14 protein-coding genes and 1 riboswitch are annotated in these 17495 nt (G+C 61.3%); of the genes, 4 read left to right on the forward strand and 10 right to left on the reverse strand.

What is annotated here, in order from left to right; genetic code table 11:
* Positions 1-12: 12 nt before the first annotated feature.
* From AC19YX_RS18270 to AC19YX_RS18295, 6 genes are all read right to left on the reverse strand, one after another.
* Positions 13-513: a methylated-DNA--[protein]-cysteine S-methyltransferase gene (locus tag AC19YX_RS18270; RefSeq protein ID WP_500606724.1), complete on the reverse strand. Its 501-nt coding sequence runs from the start codon at positions 511-513 to the stop codon at positions 13-15.
* A gap of 247 nt (positions 514-760) precedes the next feature.
* Positions 761-3502, reverse strand: coding sequence for a winged helix-turn-helix domain-containing protein (locus AC19YX_RS18275; RefSeq protein WP_078472412.1), 2742 nt, complete (start codon positions 3500-3502; stop codon positions 761-763).
* Between the two features lie 312 nt (positions 3503-3814).
* Positions 3815-5179 carry a DUF1329 domain-containing protein gene (locus AC19YX_RS18280; protein WP_020297596.1) on the reverse strand — a complete coding sequence of 455 codons (1365 nt, stop codon included), beginning with the start codon at positions 5177-5179 and terminating at the stop codon, positions 3815-3817.
* A gap of 29 nt (positions 5180-5208) precedes the next feature.
* Positions 5209-7083, reverse strand: a complete 1875-nt coding sequence (locus AC19YX_RS18285) for a DUF1302 domain-containing protein (RefSeq protein ID WP_201127869.1) — start codon at positions 7081-7083, stop codon at positions 5209-5211.
* A 334-nt stretch (positions 7084-7417) separates the two neighbouring features.
* Entirely contained in the window at positions 7418-9100 is a 1683-nt protein-coding gene (locus AC19YX_RS18290; protein ID WP_078472415.1) for a fatty acid--CoA ligase, read from the reverse strand.
* Between the two features lie 167 nt (positions 9101-9267).
* Positions 9268-9897, reverse strand: a complete 630-nt coding sequence (locus AC19YX_RS18295; protein WP_020297599.1) for a LysE family translocator — start codon at positions 9895-9897, stop codon at positions 9268-9270.
* An 82-nt stretch (positions 9898-9979) separates the two neighbouring features.
* Between AC19YX_RS18295 and AC19YX_RS18300 the strand changes: the two genes are divergently transcribed.
* The 3 genes from AC19YX_RS18300 (at position 9980) to AC19YX_RS18310 (ending at position 12824) form a co-directional block, all read left to right on the forward strand.
* On the forward strand, positions 9980-10945 hold the full coding sequence (locus tag AC19YX_RS18300; protein WP_500606725.1) for a 2-hydroxyacid dehydrogenase: 966 nt from the start codon (positions 9980-9982) through the stop codon (positions 10943-10945).
* Positions 10946-10978: 33 nt separating this feature from the next.
* The gene (locus AC19YX_RS18305; protein ID WP_201127872.1) at positions 10979-11977 is read left to right on the forward strand and encodes a methyltransferase; all 999 of its coding nucleotides are present in this window, start codon (positions 10979-10981) and stop codon (positions 11975-11977) included.
* Between the two features lie 50 nt (positions 11978-12027).
* Positions 12028-12151, forward strand: a riboswitch (yybP-ykoY riboswitch).
* 88 nt (positions 12152-12239) lie between these two features.
* Positions 12240-12824: a TMEM165/GDT1 family protein gene (locus AC19YX_RS18310; RefSeq protein WP_020297602.1), complete on the forward strand. Its 585-nt coding sequence runs from the start codon at positions 12240-12242 to the stop codon at positions 12822-12824.
* A gap of 114 nt (positions 12825-12938) precedes the next feature.
* On the opposite strand, the gene AC19YX_RS18315 is transcribed toward AC19YX_RS18310, so the two are convergent.
* Positions 12939-13763 (reverse strand): M48 family metallopeptidase, encoded by an 825-nt coding sequence (locus tag AC19YX_RS18315; RefSeq protein WP_078472419.1) that lies wholly within the window; start codon positions 13761-13763, stop codon positions 12939-12941.
* 272 nt (positions 13764-14035) lie between these two features.
* On the opposite strand from AC19YX_RS18315, the gene AC19YX_RS18320 reads away from it, so the two are divergent.
* Positions 14036-16177, forward strand: a complete 2142-nt coding sequence (locus AC19YX_RS18320; RefSeq protein ID WP_500606726.1) for a methyl-accepting chemotaxis protein — start codon at positions 14036-14038, stop codon at positions 16175-16177.
* 75 nt (positions 16178-16252) lie between these two features.
* Here AC19YX_RS18320 and AC19YX_RS18325 read toward each other — a convergent pair whose 3' ends face one another.
* Genes AC19YX_RS18325 through AC19YX_RS18335 form a run of 3 tightly spaced genes read right to left on the reverse strand, consistent with a single transcriptional unit; the run spans position 16253 to position 17365 of the window.
* Positions 16253-16873, reverse strand: a complete 621-nt coding sequence (locus AC19YX_RS18325; protein ID WP_500606727.1) for an SOS response-associated peptidase — start codon at positions 16871-16873, stop codon at positions 16253-16255.
* Between the two features lie 36 nt (positions 16874-16909).
* Entirely contained in the window at positions 16910-17170 is a 261-nt protein-coding gene (locus tag AC19YX_RS18330; RefSeq protein WP_020297606.1) for a putative signal transducing protein, read from the reverse strand.
* A 12-nt stretch (positions 17171-17182) separates the two neighbouring features.
* The gene (locus AC19YX_RS18335) at positions 17183-17365 is read right to left on the reverse strand and encodes a CPXCG motif-containing cysteine-rich protein (protein ID WP_020297607.1); all 183 of its coding nucleotides are present in this window, start codon (positions 17363-17365) and stop codon (positions 17183-17185) included.
* Between the last annotated feature and the right edge of the window lie 130 nt (positions 17366-17495).

The raw sequence follows: 17495 nt of genomic DNA on the forward strand, positions 1-17495 counted from the left end.
GTTCCCTCGCAGTCAAAAATCCAACTGCAACGTCCCTCTCCCCTCCAGCGTCAACAGGAGCTGCTTGGCCTCGAGCCCTCCAGCAAAGCCGGTAAGGCTGCCAGAGACGCCTATCACTCGGTGGCAAGGGGCGACAATCGAGATCGGGTTCCTGCCATTGGCGGCGCCTACAGCGCGAACCGCCTTGGGGCTGCCGACTTGGGTGGCGATTTGGCTGTAACTGCGGGTTTCACCGAAAGGGATGGTCAGCAGGGCTTGCCAGACCTTGCATTGGAAGGGGGTGCCGGCAAAGTCCAGGTCCAGTTCGAACTGCTCACGGTTGCCCGCGAAGTATTCGTTGAGTTGACGCTCCGTTTCCAATAACACCGGCTCGTCGCGGATTTCCTGCAACGGACCCAGGCGCACGCGGTTGAGTTTTTCGTTCTCCCACAGGATGGCGCAGAGCTTTGAGGCCCGGGCGATGAGGGTCAACTGGCCGACGGGCGAGCTCATTCTGGTGTAGACATACGACATGGGTGCCTCCTTGATCCATTCGGGCAGATCGGTGGGGGCCGATCTTCGCCTTTGTAACGGTACACAGCCACTTTAATTGCCGGTTCAATCGCAAGAACTACGTTTCTTGCGATTGAACTTCTGACTGACACCGCGCACTTTCAGGGCGCCGGCAATCAGGCTCCCCCAGCGCTGGCGAGAGGTCGATTGCCGTTTCGGTTGCCGCTTCAGGTCACGAGAGGCCGTAGCAGGGGCAGCAATCAAGGCTTTATCCGAGCAGGCCGATTTCCTGGGCCCTGGCCACTGCCTGGGTGCGGCGCTCTACCCCGAGTTTGCTGTTGATATGACTGGCGTGGGTTTTTACCGTGTGCAGGGAGATAAACAGCCGGTCGCTGATTTCCTGGTTCGAGCAGCCCTGGGCAATCAATTGCAGGACTGCCAGTTCTCGAGAGCTCAAGGTCTCGGTGTGATGGGTCACAGGCTCGACCGGCTCGCGACTGACTGGCGCCGGTAACCGTTCAAGCAGGGCTTGCTGCAACGGCGACTGCCCCCCATGCAGCAGCTGTTCGCGCATCCATTGCGGATGCTCGCGAACCAGCCATTCAAAGGGTTGCAACGCTCCGCCCACGGCCGACTCCAGGGCCTGGGCAAAAGCCTGGCGGGCTTCAGGCTCACGACCCAGACTAAGTAACAGGCCGATCTTCTGATTCAACGCCATCACGTTCAATAATTGCCGGCCGGTGTGCCGCCCATGTTCGATCAGGGCATCCAGACGCTTTTCGGCCTGCGCCGGCTGGCCCTGGATGGTGTCCAGCAACGCCTGCTGCAACTCGATATGCAGCGGCAGCTGGGGATGAAACTCCGGCGGCGCGGCGGCCTGCTCACCGGTATAGGTCTGCCCCAGGCGTGCCAGCCAGGCCTGGGCCAGGTCGGTACGGCCCTGGGCCAACCAGAGTTCGCACTTCACCAGGGTGATCATCGCCAGGTAATAGATGGGCGGCACATCCCAGATATGCATCAAGCGTTCGGCCTCGGCCAGTTCCGCAAAAGCCTCGGCGAACCGGCCGTTATGCCCTTCCTGGTTGGCGATCACGCAGTGGCCGATCAGTACGCTGATATCACGACAGGCCCGCGCTTCAATCAGACCGCCACGCAAACGCGCCATGCCCGTCTGGTGCTCCCCGCGCAGAGTCAGCAAATACCCTTCATACAGCGTCAGGCGGGCACGCACCGCGTACAGCCGTCGTGCCGACAGCCCGAGCAGCCGCTGCTGCCCCTGGCGCACCTCATCCAGCGCGCGCAGCACCTCTCCCCGCGCCTGCAGTACCCGCGCCCGGTCGTAATGGGCCAAGGCCTCGAACAGCGGGTTACCGACCCGCTGTGCCAGCTCCAGGGACTCGCGGTTGAGCCCCCGGGCCCGCCACAAGTCCGCATCGGCAATCGCCAGGTTGGACAGGGTCGACAGGCACATCAAGCGTTGCCCGTAACGTTTGTGCGGCAGGCTTTCCAGAGCTTCGGTGCAATAGGCCAGGGTCAATTCGCGATCACCACGGCCACGGGCGATGATTCCGCTCAGCGCCAACCACTGTGCCAGCATCGACTTCTGGGCAGTGGCAGACGGCGCCGGCAGGAAGCGGCTCAAGTTCTCCGCCAGCTCCTGCGCTGCATCCAACTGGCACGCCAGGCCCAGCGCCCAGCTGTAGAGCACGATCAGGCGCGGCGTACTGACCAGCAGGCTGTCCGGCAAGTCCATCTTCCACCGCAGCAACATGCCGACGTTCTGCTCGGCCAGCAGCTGTTCTTCAGAAAGGTTCTGCACCAGGTTCGCCGCCACATCCAGGTGTCCGGCGCGCAAGGCCTGCTCCACCGCCTCATCCAGCAGGCCCTGGGCGTTGAACCAGCGGCAGGCGCGCAAGTGCAGGCTGGCGGCCGGCAGCACCGCGTTGGTCCTCGGGCGGCTGCGCAGCAAGTCGGAAAACAAATGGTGGTAGCGATACCAGTGGCCGTGCTCATCCAGCGGCACCAGGAATACCTGATGCGCCTGCAGGTAACGCAGGATCTCCGCGCTGTCATGGGACTCACGCAGCGCATCGCACAACTCGCTGCAGAAACGCTCCTGGGGCGCGGTGTCATACAGAAACGCCTGGACCTCGGCGGGTAGGCAGTCGATGACTTCTTCCAGCAAATAGTCGCGAATCAGCCCTTCCCCACCGTGCAGCCCCTTGGGCAGGGTGCTGTCGCTGCCCGCTTCGGACGCTGCCAACAGCCAGAAACGCAACCCGGCGACCCAGCCCTCACTGCGCTGGATCAGGCGCTCCAGCGCCTCACCGCGCAGCGAGCTGCTGTGGCGATCCAGCAGCGCCAGGGATTCATCATGGGTCAGGCGCAGGTCTTGCTCATGCAACTCGAGCAGTTGTCGTGACAGGCGCAAGCGCGCCAGGTGCCAGTCCGGGCGCTGGCGGCTGGTGACCAGCACCAACAGACCATCGGGCAGGTGATTGAGGAAAAACTGCAGGCAACGATCCAGCACTGGGCCCTGGGCCAAGTGGTAATCGTCGAGGACCAACAACAGCGGCGCGCTGAGGGAAAGGTGAGCGGCCAATTCATCGAGCAAGCCGTCGAGCCATTCTTCAAAGGCGAAGGGTTGATGACGCTGACGCATTTTCAGCTGGCCCAGGGACTGGCTGCCCAACTGCGGAAAGTACAGCTGCAAGCCTTCGAGCAGACGCTCGAGGAATCGGCCCGGGTCGTTGTCGCGCCGGCTCAGCCCCAGCCACAAGCTTTGCCAATGCGGTGGCAGGCTCTGACAGAACTCCACCGCCAGCGAGCTTTTACCGAAACCCGCCGGTGCGCTGACCAACAGCAATCGCCCATTCAGGCCCGCACTCAGTCGCTCGCACAAACGCGGCCGCAGAATATGGCCGTCGGGCAAGGGTGGTCGATAAAAGCGCCCCTCCAGCGCGGGAATCATCGCGTCGGCAGGCCCTTGAATGCGGGACAGGTCAGTCATAGCCAACTCTTATTGAAGTGCTGTTGTCGGCATTGCAGATGTCCGCAGACTAGCGGTAAAAGGCCGCCTGTTGAAGATTATTGCTACAAATACATACAAAAAGACTACGAACTGAATGTCGGGATGTATCTGAAATCCATAATGACAACCACTGATTGTTCGAGAGAAATATCTTAAAAAACTGAGAATAACCCTTATTTACTTAGGGGTTCGCCTTCATGCAGAGCGCCGCCCCACGTCTTTTTTGAGCAAAAAAAACGCCCCGAACCAGTCGGGGCGTTTAACGAGGATGCGGCCTCTATTTACAGCAAATTAGCGAACACCGTCCTGACGCAATGCAGCTGGAGTGAAGTCGCTGGTGGTGGCAGTGAAACCGAAGTCATAAGCCTGTTTCTCTTCGTTCTTCATGCCCAGTGCCAGGTAGCGGCCGGACTGCAGGTCGTAGAGGGTTTCCACGGCGTACCACGGCACTTGCTTGTCGTAGTAGTTCTCGGCATGCGCCTCGGCCACACGCCACAGCTGGCCACGACCGTCGTAGTGGTCGATGACTGCGGCCTGCCAGGTGTCTTCGTCGATGTAGAAGTCACGCTTGGCGTAGATGTGACGCTGACCTTCCTTCAGGGTCGCGACCACATGCCAGACCCGGCGCAGCTCGTAGCGAGTCAGGTCCTGGTTGATGTGGCCCGCCTTGATGATGTCGGTGTACTTGAGGGTCGGCGAGTCGAGCTTGTAGCTGTCGGAGGCAATGTAGAGCTCTTTCTTGCCTTCGAGTTTCCAGTCGTAGCGATCCGGTGCACCGTTGTACATGTCCAGGTTGTCGGAGGTACGCAGGCCGTCCGCCGCGGTACCCGGGCCGTCATAGGACACTTGCGGTGCGCGACGTACCCGACGCTGACCAGCGTTGTAGACCCAGGCCGAACGCGGTTCCTTCACTTGGTCGAGGGTTTCGTGCACCAGCAGCACACCACCGGCCAGACGCGCCGGAGCGGTCACTTTCTGCTTGAAGTAGAACAGGATGTTGCCCGGGTTGGCTGGATCGTAGTCCTTCATCTTGTCGCGGAATACGAACTGGTCCTGGAAGTACACCAGGCTGAACGAGCCGTTGGCCTGGGGCGTGGCCTGGGTGACCAGACGAGTTACGCTGCCACCACGATAGCGGGTGATGTGGTTCCAGATGACTTCCACGCCACTTTTCGGAATGGGGAACGGTATGGCGGTCTTGAAGTTTTCCAGGCCGTTGCCACCGCTGACCAGGTTGGTCTTGGTGGCGTTTTCCTTGATGGCGGCGAACACATCAGCCGGCACGGTTGCGCCGCGATGGGATGGGTACACCGGCATCTTGAAGGTTTCCGGGTAACGCTTGAACATCGCGTACTGCCCGGGCGCCAGCTTGTCCTTGTACTGCTCGACGTTCTGCGCGGTGATGGTGAATTGCGGCTGTTCGCTGGCATAGGGGTTGGACAGGAAACCTTTGCTGTCCACGGTACCGGCGTTGGTCGGCATCGGCTTCCAGGCCGGAATGGTACCGGCAGCGTTGCCGGCCATCTCCGCGCCCATCGGCGTCAGGGTAGTGCCCAGCTTGGCAGCTTCATCAGCCGAGACCGCGGCCATGACGCTGGTTGCCAGCAAAGACAGTCCAAGCACACCGACGTGCAACAGACTTTTGGTTATTTTCATAATTCGTTCGTCCTGAAAATACAGTGTGCTTAGAAGTTCGCGCCAACGCTGAAAGCGAGGAAGTCACGGTCATCCACGGTGGTGTAGCGGCCACCGAAGAAGTTGGTGTAAGCCAGGCTCGCGGTGTAGGTGTTCTGGTACTCCGCATCCAGCCCCAGACTGATCGCCTTGCGGCCTTCTTCGAAGTTGCCGCCAGGGCCTGGCGAGTAACCATCGACGTCATGGGACCAAGCGACGTTGGGCTTGAGGTTGATGCCGGCGAATACATCGGGGTATTCCCAGATGGCCCGACCGCGGTAGCCCCAGGAAGTGGCCGTGGTGAAACCTTCGTTGTTGCAATTGCGTGAGAGGTTGTCTCTCGACGTACCCGCACCAGCGCCCTGAATGGTCCCCGCGTTGAGCGTGGCGCACAAAGGACCTGCGCCAGGCCCATACACAGGGTCACGGCCATAACGCGCTTCATCGCTGCCTTCCAGGCCACCGACATGAGTCACACCTATTTCACCCACCAGGGTGAGACGGCTGGCCCCCATCACTTGGTCAAAGAAGTGGGTGAACGTGGTCTGGAATTGGGTCACTTCTTTGCGGCGATAACCATGCTGATCCTGCCCAGCGACACCTTTAAGCGGTGAGGCTCCAGACAGGCCTGGCAATGGGGTTACGCCCGAATAGAGAATATCGGTGGTGTTGAGTTGGACAGGTGCATTTGGACGGTAGCTGAGTTCGCCACTCCAGGCGGTGCCGGTTGGCAGAGTGGTGGAAAAGCTCAAGCCATACAGGCGGATATCTTCCGGGTACTCGATAAAGTACTTAGAGTTGCCGGCAATGGCCAAAGGACGTAACGACGCTGCCGCCCCCGGCAGGAATGTCACTGCATCCGCATAGACTGAAGCGGGCGCCCCTGTCGCGCTGAAGATCGGCGCACGGCTGTGGTAGTTCATGAAGTAAGCGCCAAACTCGGTGTCCAGCGGCTCGAAGTTGTAGTGCATCGCGACCCCGAACTGGCCGCTATCGCGTGCGTCACGATCGGCGGATCGCTTGACCAACACCCCTTCATCATTGATATCGAGTCCAAACCGCGCCAAGCCTGGCAAAGCGCCGGGCTGAGTAGCGAGGAAGGAGCGCTTGCTCAGCAAACGCAGGTTATCGGTACAACCATCAGCAATCACATCCGGCTGGGAAAAGAACGTCCCGCAGTTGTCGGTGACCGTCTGATCCCATTCCAACTGATAGAAAGCTTCAGCCGACAGATTTTCGGTCAGGGTCTGGGACACGTAGAACATGTTGACCGGGATCAGGCCTTCCTTGATCTCGGCACCAGGGCGGCGGAACGCCGAGACATCGATCGGGTTGATCGAGTTGATGCCACCACCGATAAAGGTACTTTCACCCCAGCTCACCACCTGCTTGCCGAAGCGCACCGAACCTGGCTGATCGGCAATTGAATAGTTGTGATAGACAAATGCATCAAGAATTTGCCCGCCGGAAGACTTGGCGCCTTCCTTGCGGTTGTGGTCACTGATGTTCTTGAAGTCCAGATCGTCATCTTTCAGCTTGAAGTCATACCAGTACTTGCCACGAACGAACACACCCGTGTCGCCGTACTTCAACTCAAGGTCATGGATGCCTTTGAAGATCTTTGAAAAGCTGTCGCCTTTATCAAAGTTCAAATGGCCATCATCCGACGTTTGGGATAAGCCTTTACCGCCGTTGTTAACGCCGATCAGGTCCTTGTTGCGCCCCGCCGTCGACCAACTGGCACCCAGCGAAAGGGACGAATCGAAGCTGCCTTCGATTTCACCAATATTGAAACTGACGCCGAATGCGGGTCCGGCGAGCGTAGAGGCGAGGCTGACGGCCAGAGGCAGTTTTGCCCGGCGCCAGAACTGGTTTACTGATGTCATCGACGCTACTCCATGTGCATTATTGTTATGGCAGTGAGCACTTCTAAAAACGCCCCGAACAAACAGAAGCTCGGCTCCCTAGATCGTTCAAGGTGGCAGCCCGGTATCTCGCGTGCTTGCTCCGTTCTTAAAAATCCGTGGACGGACTATATCCAGCAGGTAGTACTGCTAGATCCCTCTAAAGTGTGATTTGCACCCTCCAACCGCACTAGAACAGTCCTTTGCCATGCCAGTGGACACTGGCGGGGGCAAGGATGGCTGAAAATTCGGATTTCACAAGGCACGCGCTTGCTTGGGGGCGTCTGGCGCGCCCTTTCGGGCGCCCAGAGGGGGATTAAAGGGTCGAGAGAAAGGTGCTGTTGCTGGCCTGCCATTCGCTGATGTCGATGCGAATACGCTTCTTGTCGAGCTTGCCTACGCTGGTCTTGGGAATTTCAGTAACAAGGGCAATCTGGCTCGGGATCGCCCACTTGCTCAGGTGCCCCAATTCCACGAATGGCTTGAGATGCTCCTTGAGCTCCTTGGCCCCGATCACGTGGCCCTCACGGATCACCAGCAAGGCGAATGGGCGTTCGCCCCATTGCGGATCGGCGATACCCACCACTGCTACTTCACGTACCGCCACGTGTCGGCTGATCAGGTCTTCAAGGTCGAGGGAGGAGATCCACTCGCCCCCGGTCTTGATCACGTCCTTGATCCGGTCGCGAATGTCGATCACGCCCATGCTGTCCAGGGTCGCGACATCACCGGTATGCAACCAGCCGCCCTCCCAGAGCTCGGCGCCCTTCTGCGGCTCGTTGAAATAGCCTTCGGTCAGCCATGGCGCGCGCAGTACCAGTTCGCCCTGGGACTCGCCATCGGCCGGCAGAAAGTTGCCATCGCCGTCGACAATCGCCGCTTCCACCAAGGGCCCCGGCACCCCGGCCTTGATGCGGTAGGTGGTGCGTTCGTCCTCGCTGCCCGCCATCAACTCATCATTGAGGTGAGCGCAGGCCACCAACGGACCGGTTTCGGACATGCCGTAGGCGGCCGTCAGCTGGATGCCCTTGGCCTTGGCAGCTTCGTACAGGGCGCGGTTCAGCGAGCTGCCGCCGATCACGATTTTCCAGCCGTCGAAATCCGTGCCCTGGGCCGCCTTGGCATTGAGCAGCATCTGCAGGATGGTCGGCACGCAATGGGAGAACGTGACCTTTTCCTTGCGCCACAGCTCCACCAGGTACTCGGGGTCATAACGCCCGGGGTAGACCTGTTTCAGCCCGAGCATGGTGGCCACATACGGCAGGCCCCAGGCGTGCACGTGGAACATCGGGGTGATGGGCATGTACACGTCATTGGTGCCCAGCAGCCGCACGCTGTCGATGCAGCCCATGGTGGTCGCGACCCCCATGGTGTGCAGCACCAGCTGGCGGTGGGTGAAGTACACACCCTTGGGGTTACCGGTGGTGCCCGTGGTGTAGAAGGTGGTGGCGACCGAGTTTTCGTCGAAGTCTTCGAACTGATACTGCGGGCTGGCCGCGGCCAGCAGCTGTTCGTACTCGCCCACCAGGTTCGGCAGCTCGGCGGTTTTCTCCGGGCCATCGGTCAGCAGCAGGGTTTTCTCCACCGTGGTCAGTTGCCCGGCAATGCCCTGGTACAGGCCGACGAACTCGCTGTTGACCAGCACCACGCGGTCCACGGCATGGTTCATGGTGTAGAGAATCTGTTCTGGCGAGAGGCGCACGTTGATGGTGTGGATCACGGCGCCGATCATTGGAATGGCGAACATGCATTCCAGGTAGCGATGGCTGTCCCAATCCATCACCGCCACCGTGTCGCCGGCCTTGACCCCGGCCTCCGTCAGCACATTGGCCAGGCGCGCGACCCTCTCGGTAAGGGTCGGGTAGGTGTAGCGCAGTTGGTCGCGGTAGACGATCTCCCGGGTTTTCTCGTAGCGACTGCCGGACATCAGCAGCCGCTTGATCAGCAACGGGTATTGGTAAGCGCCTTCGGCTGGTGGAATCACGCGAGTCTGCAACATAAGAATCCCTTTTCTGACTGCCCGGTCGTAACTGAAGAATGCCCACTCTAGAGTGAGAGTGCAGCAACCAAATCAGCCAAAGGAATGATTTGCAGAGCCGAGCAAATACTAGCGTTACGCCAGTATTTGCTCGGCCAGAAGGGATATTTCGCGATCTGTTCTTTGAATCAGTGCATTTCGGTGAAGGCCAGCTTCACGCCGATAGCGATCAGCACCGCGCCCATGGTCCGGTCAAACCAGTGGCCCATGCGCGCAAAACCGGCGCGCACTCGTTGCTGGCTGAACAGCATGGCCACCAGGCAGAACCAGAACGCCGTCGCCGCCGCCAGGTACACGCCGTAACCGGCCTGGATCGCCAGGGGCGTGTGCGGGTTAATCACCACGGTGAACAAGGACAGGAAGAACAGCGTCGCCTTGGGGTTCAGGCCGTTGGTCACAAAGCCGGAAGTGAAGGCCCCGCGAGCCGTGCGCTCGCCGGCTTCATGGTGCAGGTTTTCCGTGGCCGGGGCAGCCGGCTTGGCGCGCAGGGCCTTGAAGCCGATGTACAACAGGTAGGCCGCCGCCAGCCATTTCAATGCGTTGAACAGCACGATCGACTGCGACACGATCAGGCCGATCCCCAGCAGCGAATAACCCACATGCAGGAAAATCGCGGTGCCCACCCCCAGTGCCGTCCAGGTCCCCGCGCGACGGCCGTGGGTCACGCTCTCGCGGACCACCACGGCAAAGTCCGGGCCTGGGCTGGCTACGGCAAGCAAGTGGATGAGGGCAACGGTCAAGAACTCTGTCAGGTACATGGGGCTCCCGTGTTTCTAATTATTTCATCTGGTAGGCTCGGCAGATTACGCCTTCAGACCTCTAGTGCAAAAGGTACAGTTGATGACTAACCAGCGCCGCGCCGTATTTCTTGACTCCACCTCCCTCGACCTCGGCGACCTTGATCTTGGCGAACTGCGCGACAGCTTCAGCGACCTGCAGCTGTGCTCCAGCAGCGCCCCCGACCAGGTCATCGAACACTTGCAGGGCGCCCAGGTGGCCATCAGCAACAAGGTCCTGCTGGACGCCAAGACCCTCGCCGCCTGCCCTGACCTGAAACTGATCCTGATTGCCGCCACGGGCACCAATAACGTCGACCTCGCCGCGGCCCGGGCCCAGGGCATTACCGTCAGCAACTGCCAGGGCTACGGCACGCCGTCGGTGGCCCAGCACACACTGATGCTGCTGCTCAACCTGGCTACACGCCTGGGCGATTATCAGAAAGCCGTGGGCGAAGGACGCTGGCAAGAGGCCAAGCAGTTCTGCCTGCTCGATTACCCGATTGTCGAACTCGAAGGCAAAACCCTGGGCCTGCTCGGGCATGGCGAACTCGGCAGCGCCGTTGCGCGCCTGGCCGAGGCCTTTGGCATGCGCGTGCTGCTGGGCCAGTTGCCCGGCCGCCCGCCCCGCGCCGACCGCCTGCCGCTGGATGAGTTGCTGCCGCAAATCGACGCCCTGACCCTGCACTGCCCGCTCAATGAGCACACCCGCCACTTCATCGGCGCCCGCGAGCTGGCCCTGCTCAAGCCCAACGCCTTTGTGGTCAACACCGCACGCGGTGGCCTGATCGACGAGCAGGCCCTGGCCGATGCCCTGCGCAGCGGCCACCTGGGCGGTGCCGCCACCGACGTGCTGAGTGTCGAGCCGCCAGTGGCTGGCAACCCGCTGCTGGCCGCCGACATTCCACGGCTGATCGTCACCCCGCATATCGCCTGGGGCAGCCGCGAGGCGCGCCAGCGCATCGTCGGCCAATTGACGGAAAATGCCCGGGGCTTTTTCAGCGGTACAGCGCTGCGAGTCGTCAGTTGATAAACTGCGCCACTTTTTTTCAAGGAGCAGGTTATGGATCCGCGCAGTGAAGTACTGCTTCGCCAGGCTGAATTGTTTCAAGGTTCGCTGCTGCTGGCGGGCCTGCCCGCCGACGACTTGCTGGGTCGGCTGCCCGATGCCCATGGCTGGTGCTGGCACGCCGGTGACCAGGCGGCGCTCGACGCTCGTTTTGCCGAACGCAGCCATTTCGGGGTGGATGCTCCGCAGCGAGGGTTCGAAAGCGCCGTGCTCTTCCTGCCCAAATCCAAGGACCTGACCGACTACCTGCTCAATGCCCTGGCCTCGCGCCTGGCTGGGCGCGAGCTGTACCTGGTGGGTGAAAAGCGCAGCGGTATCGAAGGCGCGGCCAAGCAACTCAACCCCTTCGGCAAACCACGCAAGCTCGACAGCGCGCGGCATTGCCAGCTGTGGCAAGTCACCGTCGCCAATGCCCCCGAAGCGGTAACCCTGGAAAGCCTGGCCCAGGAATACGAATTGCCCCTGGCCGAAGGCCCGCTCAAGGTCATCAGCCTGCCCGGCGTATTCAGCCACGGCCGGCTGGATCGCGGCAGCGCACTGTTGCTGGAACATCTGGACAAACTGCCCAGCGGCCACCTGCTGGACTTCGGCTGTGGCGCCGGCGTCCTGGGGGCGGCGGTCAAGCGCCGCTACCCGCATAACAGCGTGACGCTGCTCGACGTCGATGCCTTCGCTGCCGCCAGCAGTCGCTTGACCCTGGCTGCCAATGGCCTGGAAGCCGAGGTCCTGACCGGCGACGGAATCGACGCCGCGCCCATGGGTTTGAACGCCATCCTGAGCAACCCGCCGTTCCATGTCGGGGTTCACACCGATTATCACGCCACCGAAAACTTGCTGAAAAAAGCAGCCAAACATCTGAAAAACGGCGGCGAACTTCGGCTGGTTGCCAATAGCTTCCTGCGTTACCAACCGCTGATCGAAGAGCATCTGGGGCCATGTTCGATCAAGGCCGAAGGCCAGGGTTTTCGCATTTACCGGGCCAAGCGCGGGTAAGCGACTTTTGCAAAAGAAGGCTTGCCGAATGGATTTTGCCTAGGCAGAATCCGCTCCGTCCTAGGGGAGTAGTCTCCCACGAGCGCCATGCTCGTCCGGCATGCGTCAACATACTTGGTCAACAGACCATGGCGCATGCGACCCAAGAGTCCGCACAGACGGACCGCAGGGTTTGACAAGACCTATGACACGAACACCTTACCCGGGGCGGGGAGGCTGTACGTGTCATAGCCGTGTCGACCCGCCCCTTAGGAAAAACCTGATGCTGGATTCTCTACTCGTTCCTACCGCAGTCGTTGCCTTGGCCGAAATCGGCGACAAGACGCAGCTGCTCGCCCTGATTCTCGCCGCGCGCTTTCGCAAACCCTGGCCGATCATCGCCGGTATCGTCGCCGCAACCCTGGCCAACCATGCGGCCGCCGGTGCGGTGGGTGCCTGGTTTGGCAGCTTCTTCTCCGACGTCACCCTGCACTGGATCCTTGCCGCCAGCTTTGCCGCCACGGCCTTGTGGACCCTGGTTCCCGACAAAATGGACGAAGACGAAGCCAGCACCGCACGCAAGTTCGGGCCGTTCCTGACCACCCTGATTGCGTTCTTCCTCGCGGAAATCGGTGACAAGACCCAGATCGCCACAGTCATGCTCGCGGCGCAGTACCCTGAACTGTGGTTGGTCATCATCGGCACCACCCTGGGCATGCTGATCGCCAACGTACCTGTGGTACTGGCCGGCAACTTCGCGGCAGACAAACTGCCCCTGACCCTGATCCGTCGCCTGGCGGCATCGGCGTTCTTCGTCCTGGCCCTGGTTGCGGTGTACAAGGCCATGCAAAGCAGCGGGTGGGTGTAAGCAAAACGGAGGGAGGCGCCTGGGGCGCCTTCATCGTCGGCGAGCCGGCCGCTGCACAATCATGCAGAGGCCGGTGTTGCCGGGGATGGCGTCACAGGACGTGACGCCAGGCCATCAGGACTTCTTGGCTTGCTGATACAACGGCATGACCTTGGGGATTGCCGCCTGCAACGAGCTGATCCGGCTAGTAGACGCCGGGTGAGTGCTGAGGAATTCCGGCGGCGCGCCTTCCGACGCCTTGCTCATCTTGTTCCACAGGCTGATCGCCGCGTTCGGGTTGTAGCCGGCACGGGCCGCCAACTCCAGGCCGATCAGGTCCGCTTCGTTTTCGTTGTCGCGGCTGTTGGGCAAGGTCATCAGCAGGTTCACGCCGTTATCACTCAGGTCCACAGCGCCTTTGGGGGCACCGGCGAGCAAGGCGATCTGCTTCAACGCCCCCACACCGTAGGCCTTGGACATGGCTTCACGGCCATGCTCGCGCAGGGCGTGGGCGATTTCATGGCCCATCACCGCGGCGATTTCATCGTCGGTCAGTTGCAGCTTGTCGATCAGGCCGGTGTAGAAAATGATCTTGCCGCCAGGACCACAGTTGGCGTTGAGCTCATCGCTCTTGATCAAGTTGACTTCCCACTTCCACGCCGCGCAATCCGGGCGGAAGGTAGGGGCCTGGGCGACCAGGCGGTCGGCAATTCTCTGCACGCGCTTGGCGGTGGCGCTGGTCTTGTCCAGCATGCCCTTGTTGCTCGCATCACCCAGCGTCTGCTGGTAGTCCTGGGCATAGGACTGGTTGACCTCATCGCTCGACAGCATGCTGAACATGTACTGCTTGCGATCGACACCCACGGCGCCGCCACTGGTGGTGTTCACGGCCTGACAACCACCGAGCAGCAGGCTGGTACCCAGTGCACATGCAAGCAATGACTTCTTCGACTTCATCATGAAAACGCTCCCTGAAAACATGGCGCGTATCGTAGGGGGTGACGGGTATCGACGCTAGATGCAAATGGCATCTAAATGCGCTGTTCAAGATACATCCCGACGACCGTAGGAAATAATTCATCAAGCCGCCGCCCCAGGCCCTGCACTGACCTGCCGTATTCATTTGCGACTCGCGCCGATCGGAAACGGTCATTTGCGCAATCAACGCTAATGGCCATTGCAGAGCCTGCCGATACAGCACGGCAGACGCCATTCCTGCGACCGGAGCCCCTATGAAATTCAAGTCGATCCAGTTTTCCGTGGCCGCCCTGGCCGGCGCCATCGTCCTCAGCGTGGTTGCGGCCCTGGTGCTCTACGCACTGTTCGCCGGCGCCCGGACCCAGGACATGGTGCAAGCCCGCACCCAGGCCCAGTTCGAGCAGGTTATCGAGCAGCGCCTGAGCACACTGGCCCAGAACCAGGCCAGCCAGATCCAGCGTGAACTGGAAGCGCCATTGCTGATTGCCAGCGGCCTGGTGCGGGTCAACGCCCTGATGGGAAACCCGGGCAGCCAAGGCACCCCCCAGTTGAGCCTGAGTCGCGAACAGTTGATCGGCCTGATCAAGGAAAACGTCGCACAGAACCCGAAAATTCTCGGCGCCTACGTCGGTTGGGAAAAAAACGCCATCGACCAGAACGACGCCGCCTACGTCGGCTCCCAGGTGGTGGGGATCGACGCCGCCAACGGCCGCTTCCTGCCCTGGTGGTTCCGCAATGAAGACGGCAGCCTGGGCCTGGACAAACTGGCAGACGTCGACGACCAGAAGCTGCTCTCCACCGGCGTGCGCGCCAGCGAGTACTACCTGTGCTCCAAGGAAAGCAAAAAGCCCTGCGTGATCGATCCGGCACCCTATAAGGTCGGGGACAAGGTCGTGATGCTCGCCTCCTTCATTCAACCGATCATGCTCAATGGCACGTTCCAGGGCATCGTCGGCGCCGACCTCTCGGTGAACTTCATCCAGGACATGCTCCTGGCAGCGAACCACACACTCTATGACGGCGCCGGGGAAATGGCCCTGATCGGCGGTAACGGGCGGCTGGTGGCCTATACCCGGGACTCGGGCAAATTCGGCGAGCCGGTCAGCAGCATCCTGCAAGGCGACAAGCTGGCCAGGCTGAATCACCTCAAGCGCGGTGAAGTGGCCTACAGCGTCGACCAGGCCGGCAACGAAATCGAAGTCTACCTGCCCTTTGGCATTGGCCAGACCGATGCCCAATGGACCCTGATGCTGCACCTGCCCCTGAACGCGGTAATGGCCGACCTGCAAAAACTGCAGAACGATCTGGCTGCGCAACGCCAGGCCGACACGTTCGGCATGGCGATGGTTGGCCTGCTGGTGGCCGGCGTCGGCCTGCTGGTGATCTGGCTGGTCGGTCGCGGAATCGCTCGCCCGCTGAAGCAGATGGTGGCCATGCTCGACGATATCGCCCAAGGCGAAGGCGACCTGACTCGCCGCCTGAGCAGCGATCGGGTCGACGAACTGGGTTCGATCGCCAAGGGCTTCAACACCTTCCTGGCCAAGTTGCAGGCGATGATCACCCAGGTGGTGAGCTCGGTGCAGAGTGTCAGTGACTCCTCGGAGCACACCGCCGATATCGCCATCCGCACCAATCAGGGCGTGCATAAGCAGATGGTCGAAATCGACCAAGTGGCCACCGCGGTGCACGAAATGACCGCCACCGCCCAGGACGTGGCGCGCAATGCGACCCAGGCCGCACAAGCCGCGACCCACGCCGACCAGGCCGCCAGTCAGGGCATGCAGATCGTGCGCGAGACCTCGACTTCGATCGGCGCCCTGGCCGTTGAAATCGGCAAGGCGGTCGGCGTGGTACAGACCCTGGCCAAGGACAGCGAAAACATCAATGCGATCCTGATCGCCATTCGCGGCATCGCCGAGCAGACCAACCTGCTGGCCCTCAACGCCGCCATCGAAGCGGCGCGTGCCGGCGAGCAAGGACGGGGGTTTGCGGTGGTGGCTGACGAAGTGCGCAACCTGGCCCAGAAGACCCAGCAGGCCACGGAAGAAATCCAGTCGATGATCCAGCAGTTGCAGCAAGGCACGCGCGGCGTGGTGCGGGTCATGGAAGACAGCCAGACCAAGACCGACCAGAGCGTGCAGCACGCGGCCAAGGCCGCCGAAGCGCTGGAGACCATCACTCAAGCGGTGTCGGTGATTAACGACATGAACACCCAGATCGCCAGCGCCGCCGAGGAACAGAGCGCCGTGGCCGAGGACATCAACCGCAACGTGATCAATATCGGCCAGGTGGCCAATGAAGTGGCCGGCGGTGCCGACGAATCAAGCGCAGCCAGTGCGGGCCTGACCAAACTGGCCGAACAGCAGCGGCGCCTGATCAACCAGTTCAAGGTTTGACAAGACCCTGCGCCAGCCTCCGCTACTGCGGCTTGCTCGCGCAGGATAGGCCGGCGCTCCGGGGCGCCAGCCGGTTCAACCCGGCGTCAGGCACTCGGGGGCATTGAGTTTCGGGTCATTCACCAGATTGGCCAGTACCCGTTCGCGCAACGCCGCCGGAGGACTGGCGAGCAAGGCATGCAGGACCGGCAACGGTGTTTGCGGATCCAGCCAGGCAGCCTGGCCCTCGGCATCGAGAATCAGCGGTCGGCGCTGGTTCGACGCGGCCTGGGTCACCACCGCGGTACTCAGCCAAACCTGCTCCTGCACCGGGTAGGCTTCCCAGATCGCGGCAAAAAACAGCGCTGAGCCCTCTCCCGGGGTCAGCCAATACGGGCGCTTGCGCGTACCACCCCGCCATTCATAGAACCCATTGGCCGGCAGCAGGCAGCGCCGCTGACGAAATGCCTCGCGAAACATCGGTTGCTCGGCCAGGGTTTCAGCCCGGGCGTGGGCCGGGGTGCGTGACAGGTCGGTCAACCAGGGCGGGGTCAGGCCCCAGCGAGCCCGCGCCAGGGTGCGCTGCTCAGCTTCGGCGCGCATGATCAGCACCGAGTCGTTGGGCGAAATATTCCACTGCGCCTGCTGATCCGCCGGAAACCCGGGCAAGGCCGCAAACGCGGGGTTCCAGCGAAACAGGGCATAACGTCCACACATGAGGGCAATACAACTCTCGACAAATAGGCGGCCAGCCTAACAGACCAGCACGCCGGCAAAGTTTTCCGGCTCTTCAAAGGGCATCGGCAGGGCCGCATTGTACGCAGCGATCAGCTCCCGTGCGTATTGCGCCTGATCGTTTGGCACCGTCAGCCCAAGCAATCCGAACACCGGTAACTCGCCGGCGCCACCCAGCAGGTCGCGCCCCGCCAGATGCGCCTCGACCCCTTCGCTGGCCAGCATGCTCTGCAGCAACTCGCCCTCCATCAGGTTTTCCGGTTCGTAGATGCGCTGCATACGGCCACCCCATCATTCGTTTTCACTGTGAACATCGAGCATCCATTCCTGACCGTCGGTTTGTAGCCTGAATACAATGGGCCGGCAGCACACCGGGCAGTCTTCGATATAGGTTTGATCGCCGCCGGACAAATCCAGCACGGCCTCGGCTTCTTCGCCGCAATAGGGACAGGAGTAGTGCTCGGTTTCCAGCATCGCGGTCTCCAGAGTGACTTGTGCGTATAATCGCCGGTCTATTCGCAGGGCTATTTTTGTTTGAGCTTACTTTTCAGACCGTGCCCGGCCGTTTTTCGATCCAAACCTTTTCTTACCCTAGCCGTTTCCA

This window comes from Pseudomonas sp. MF09150, from assembly GCF_059862355.1.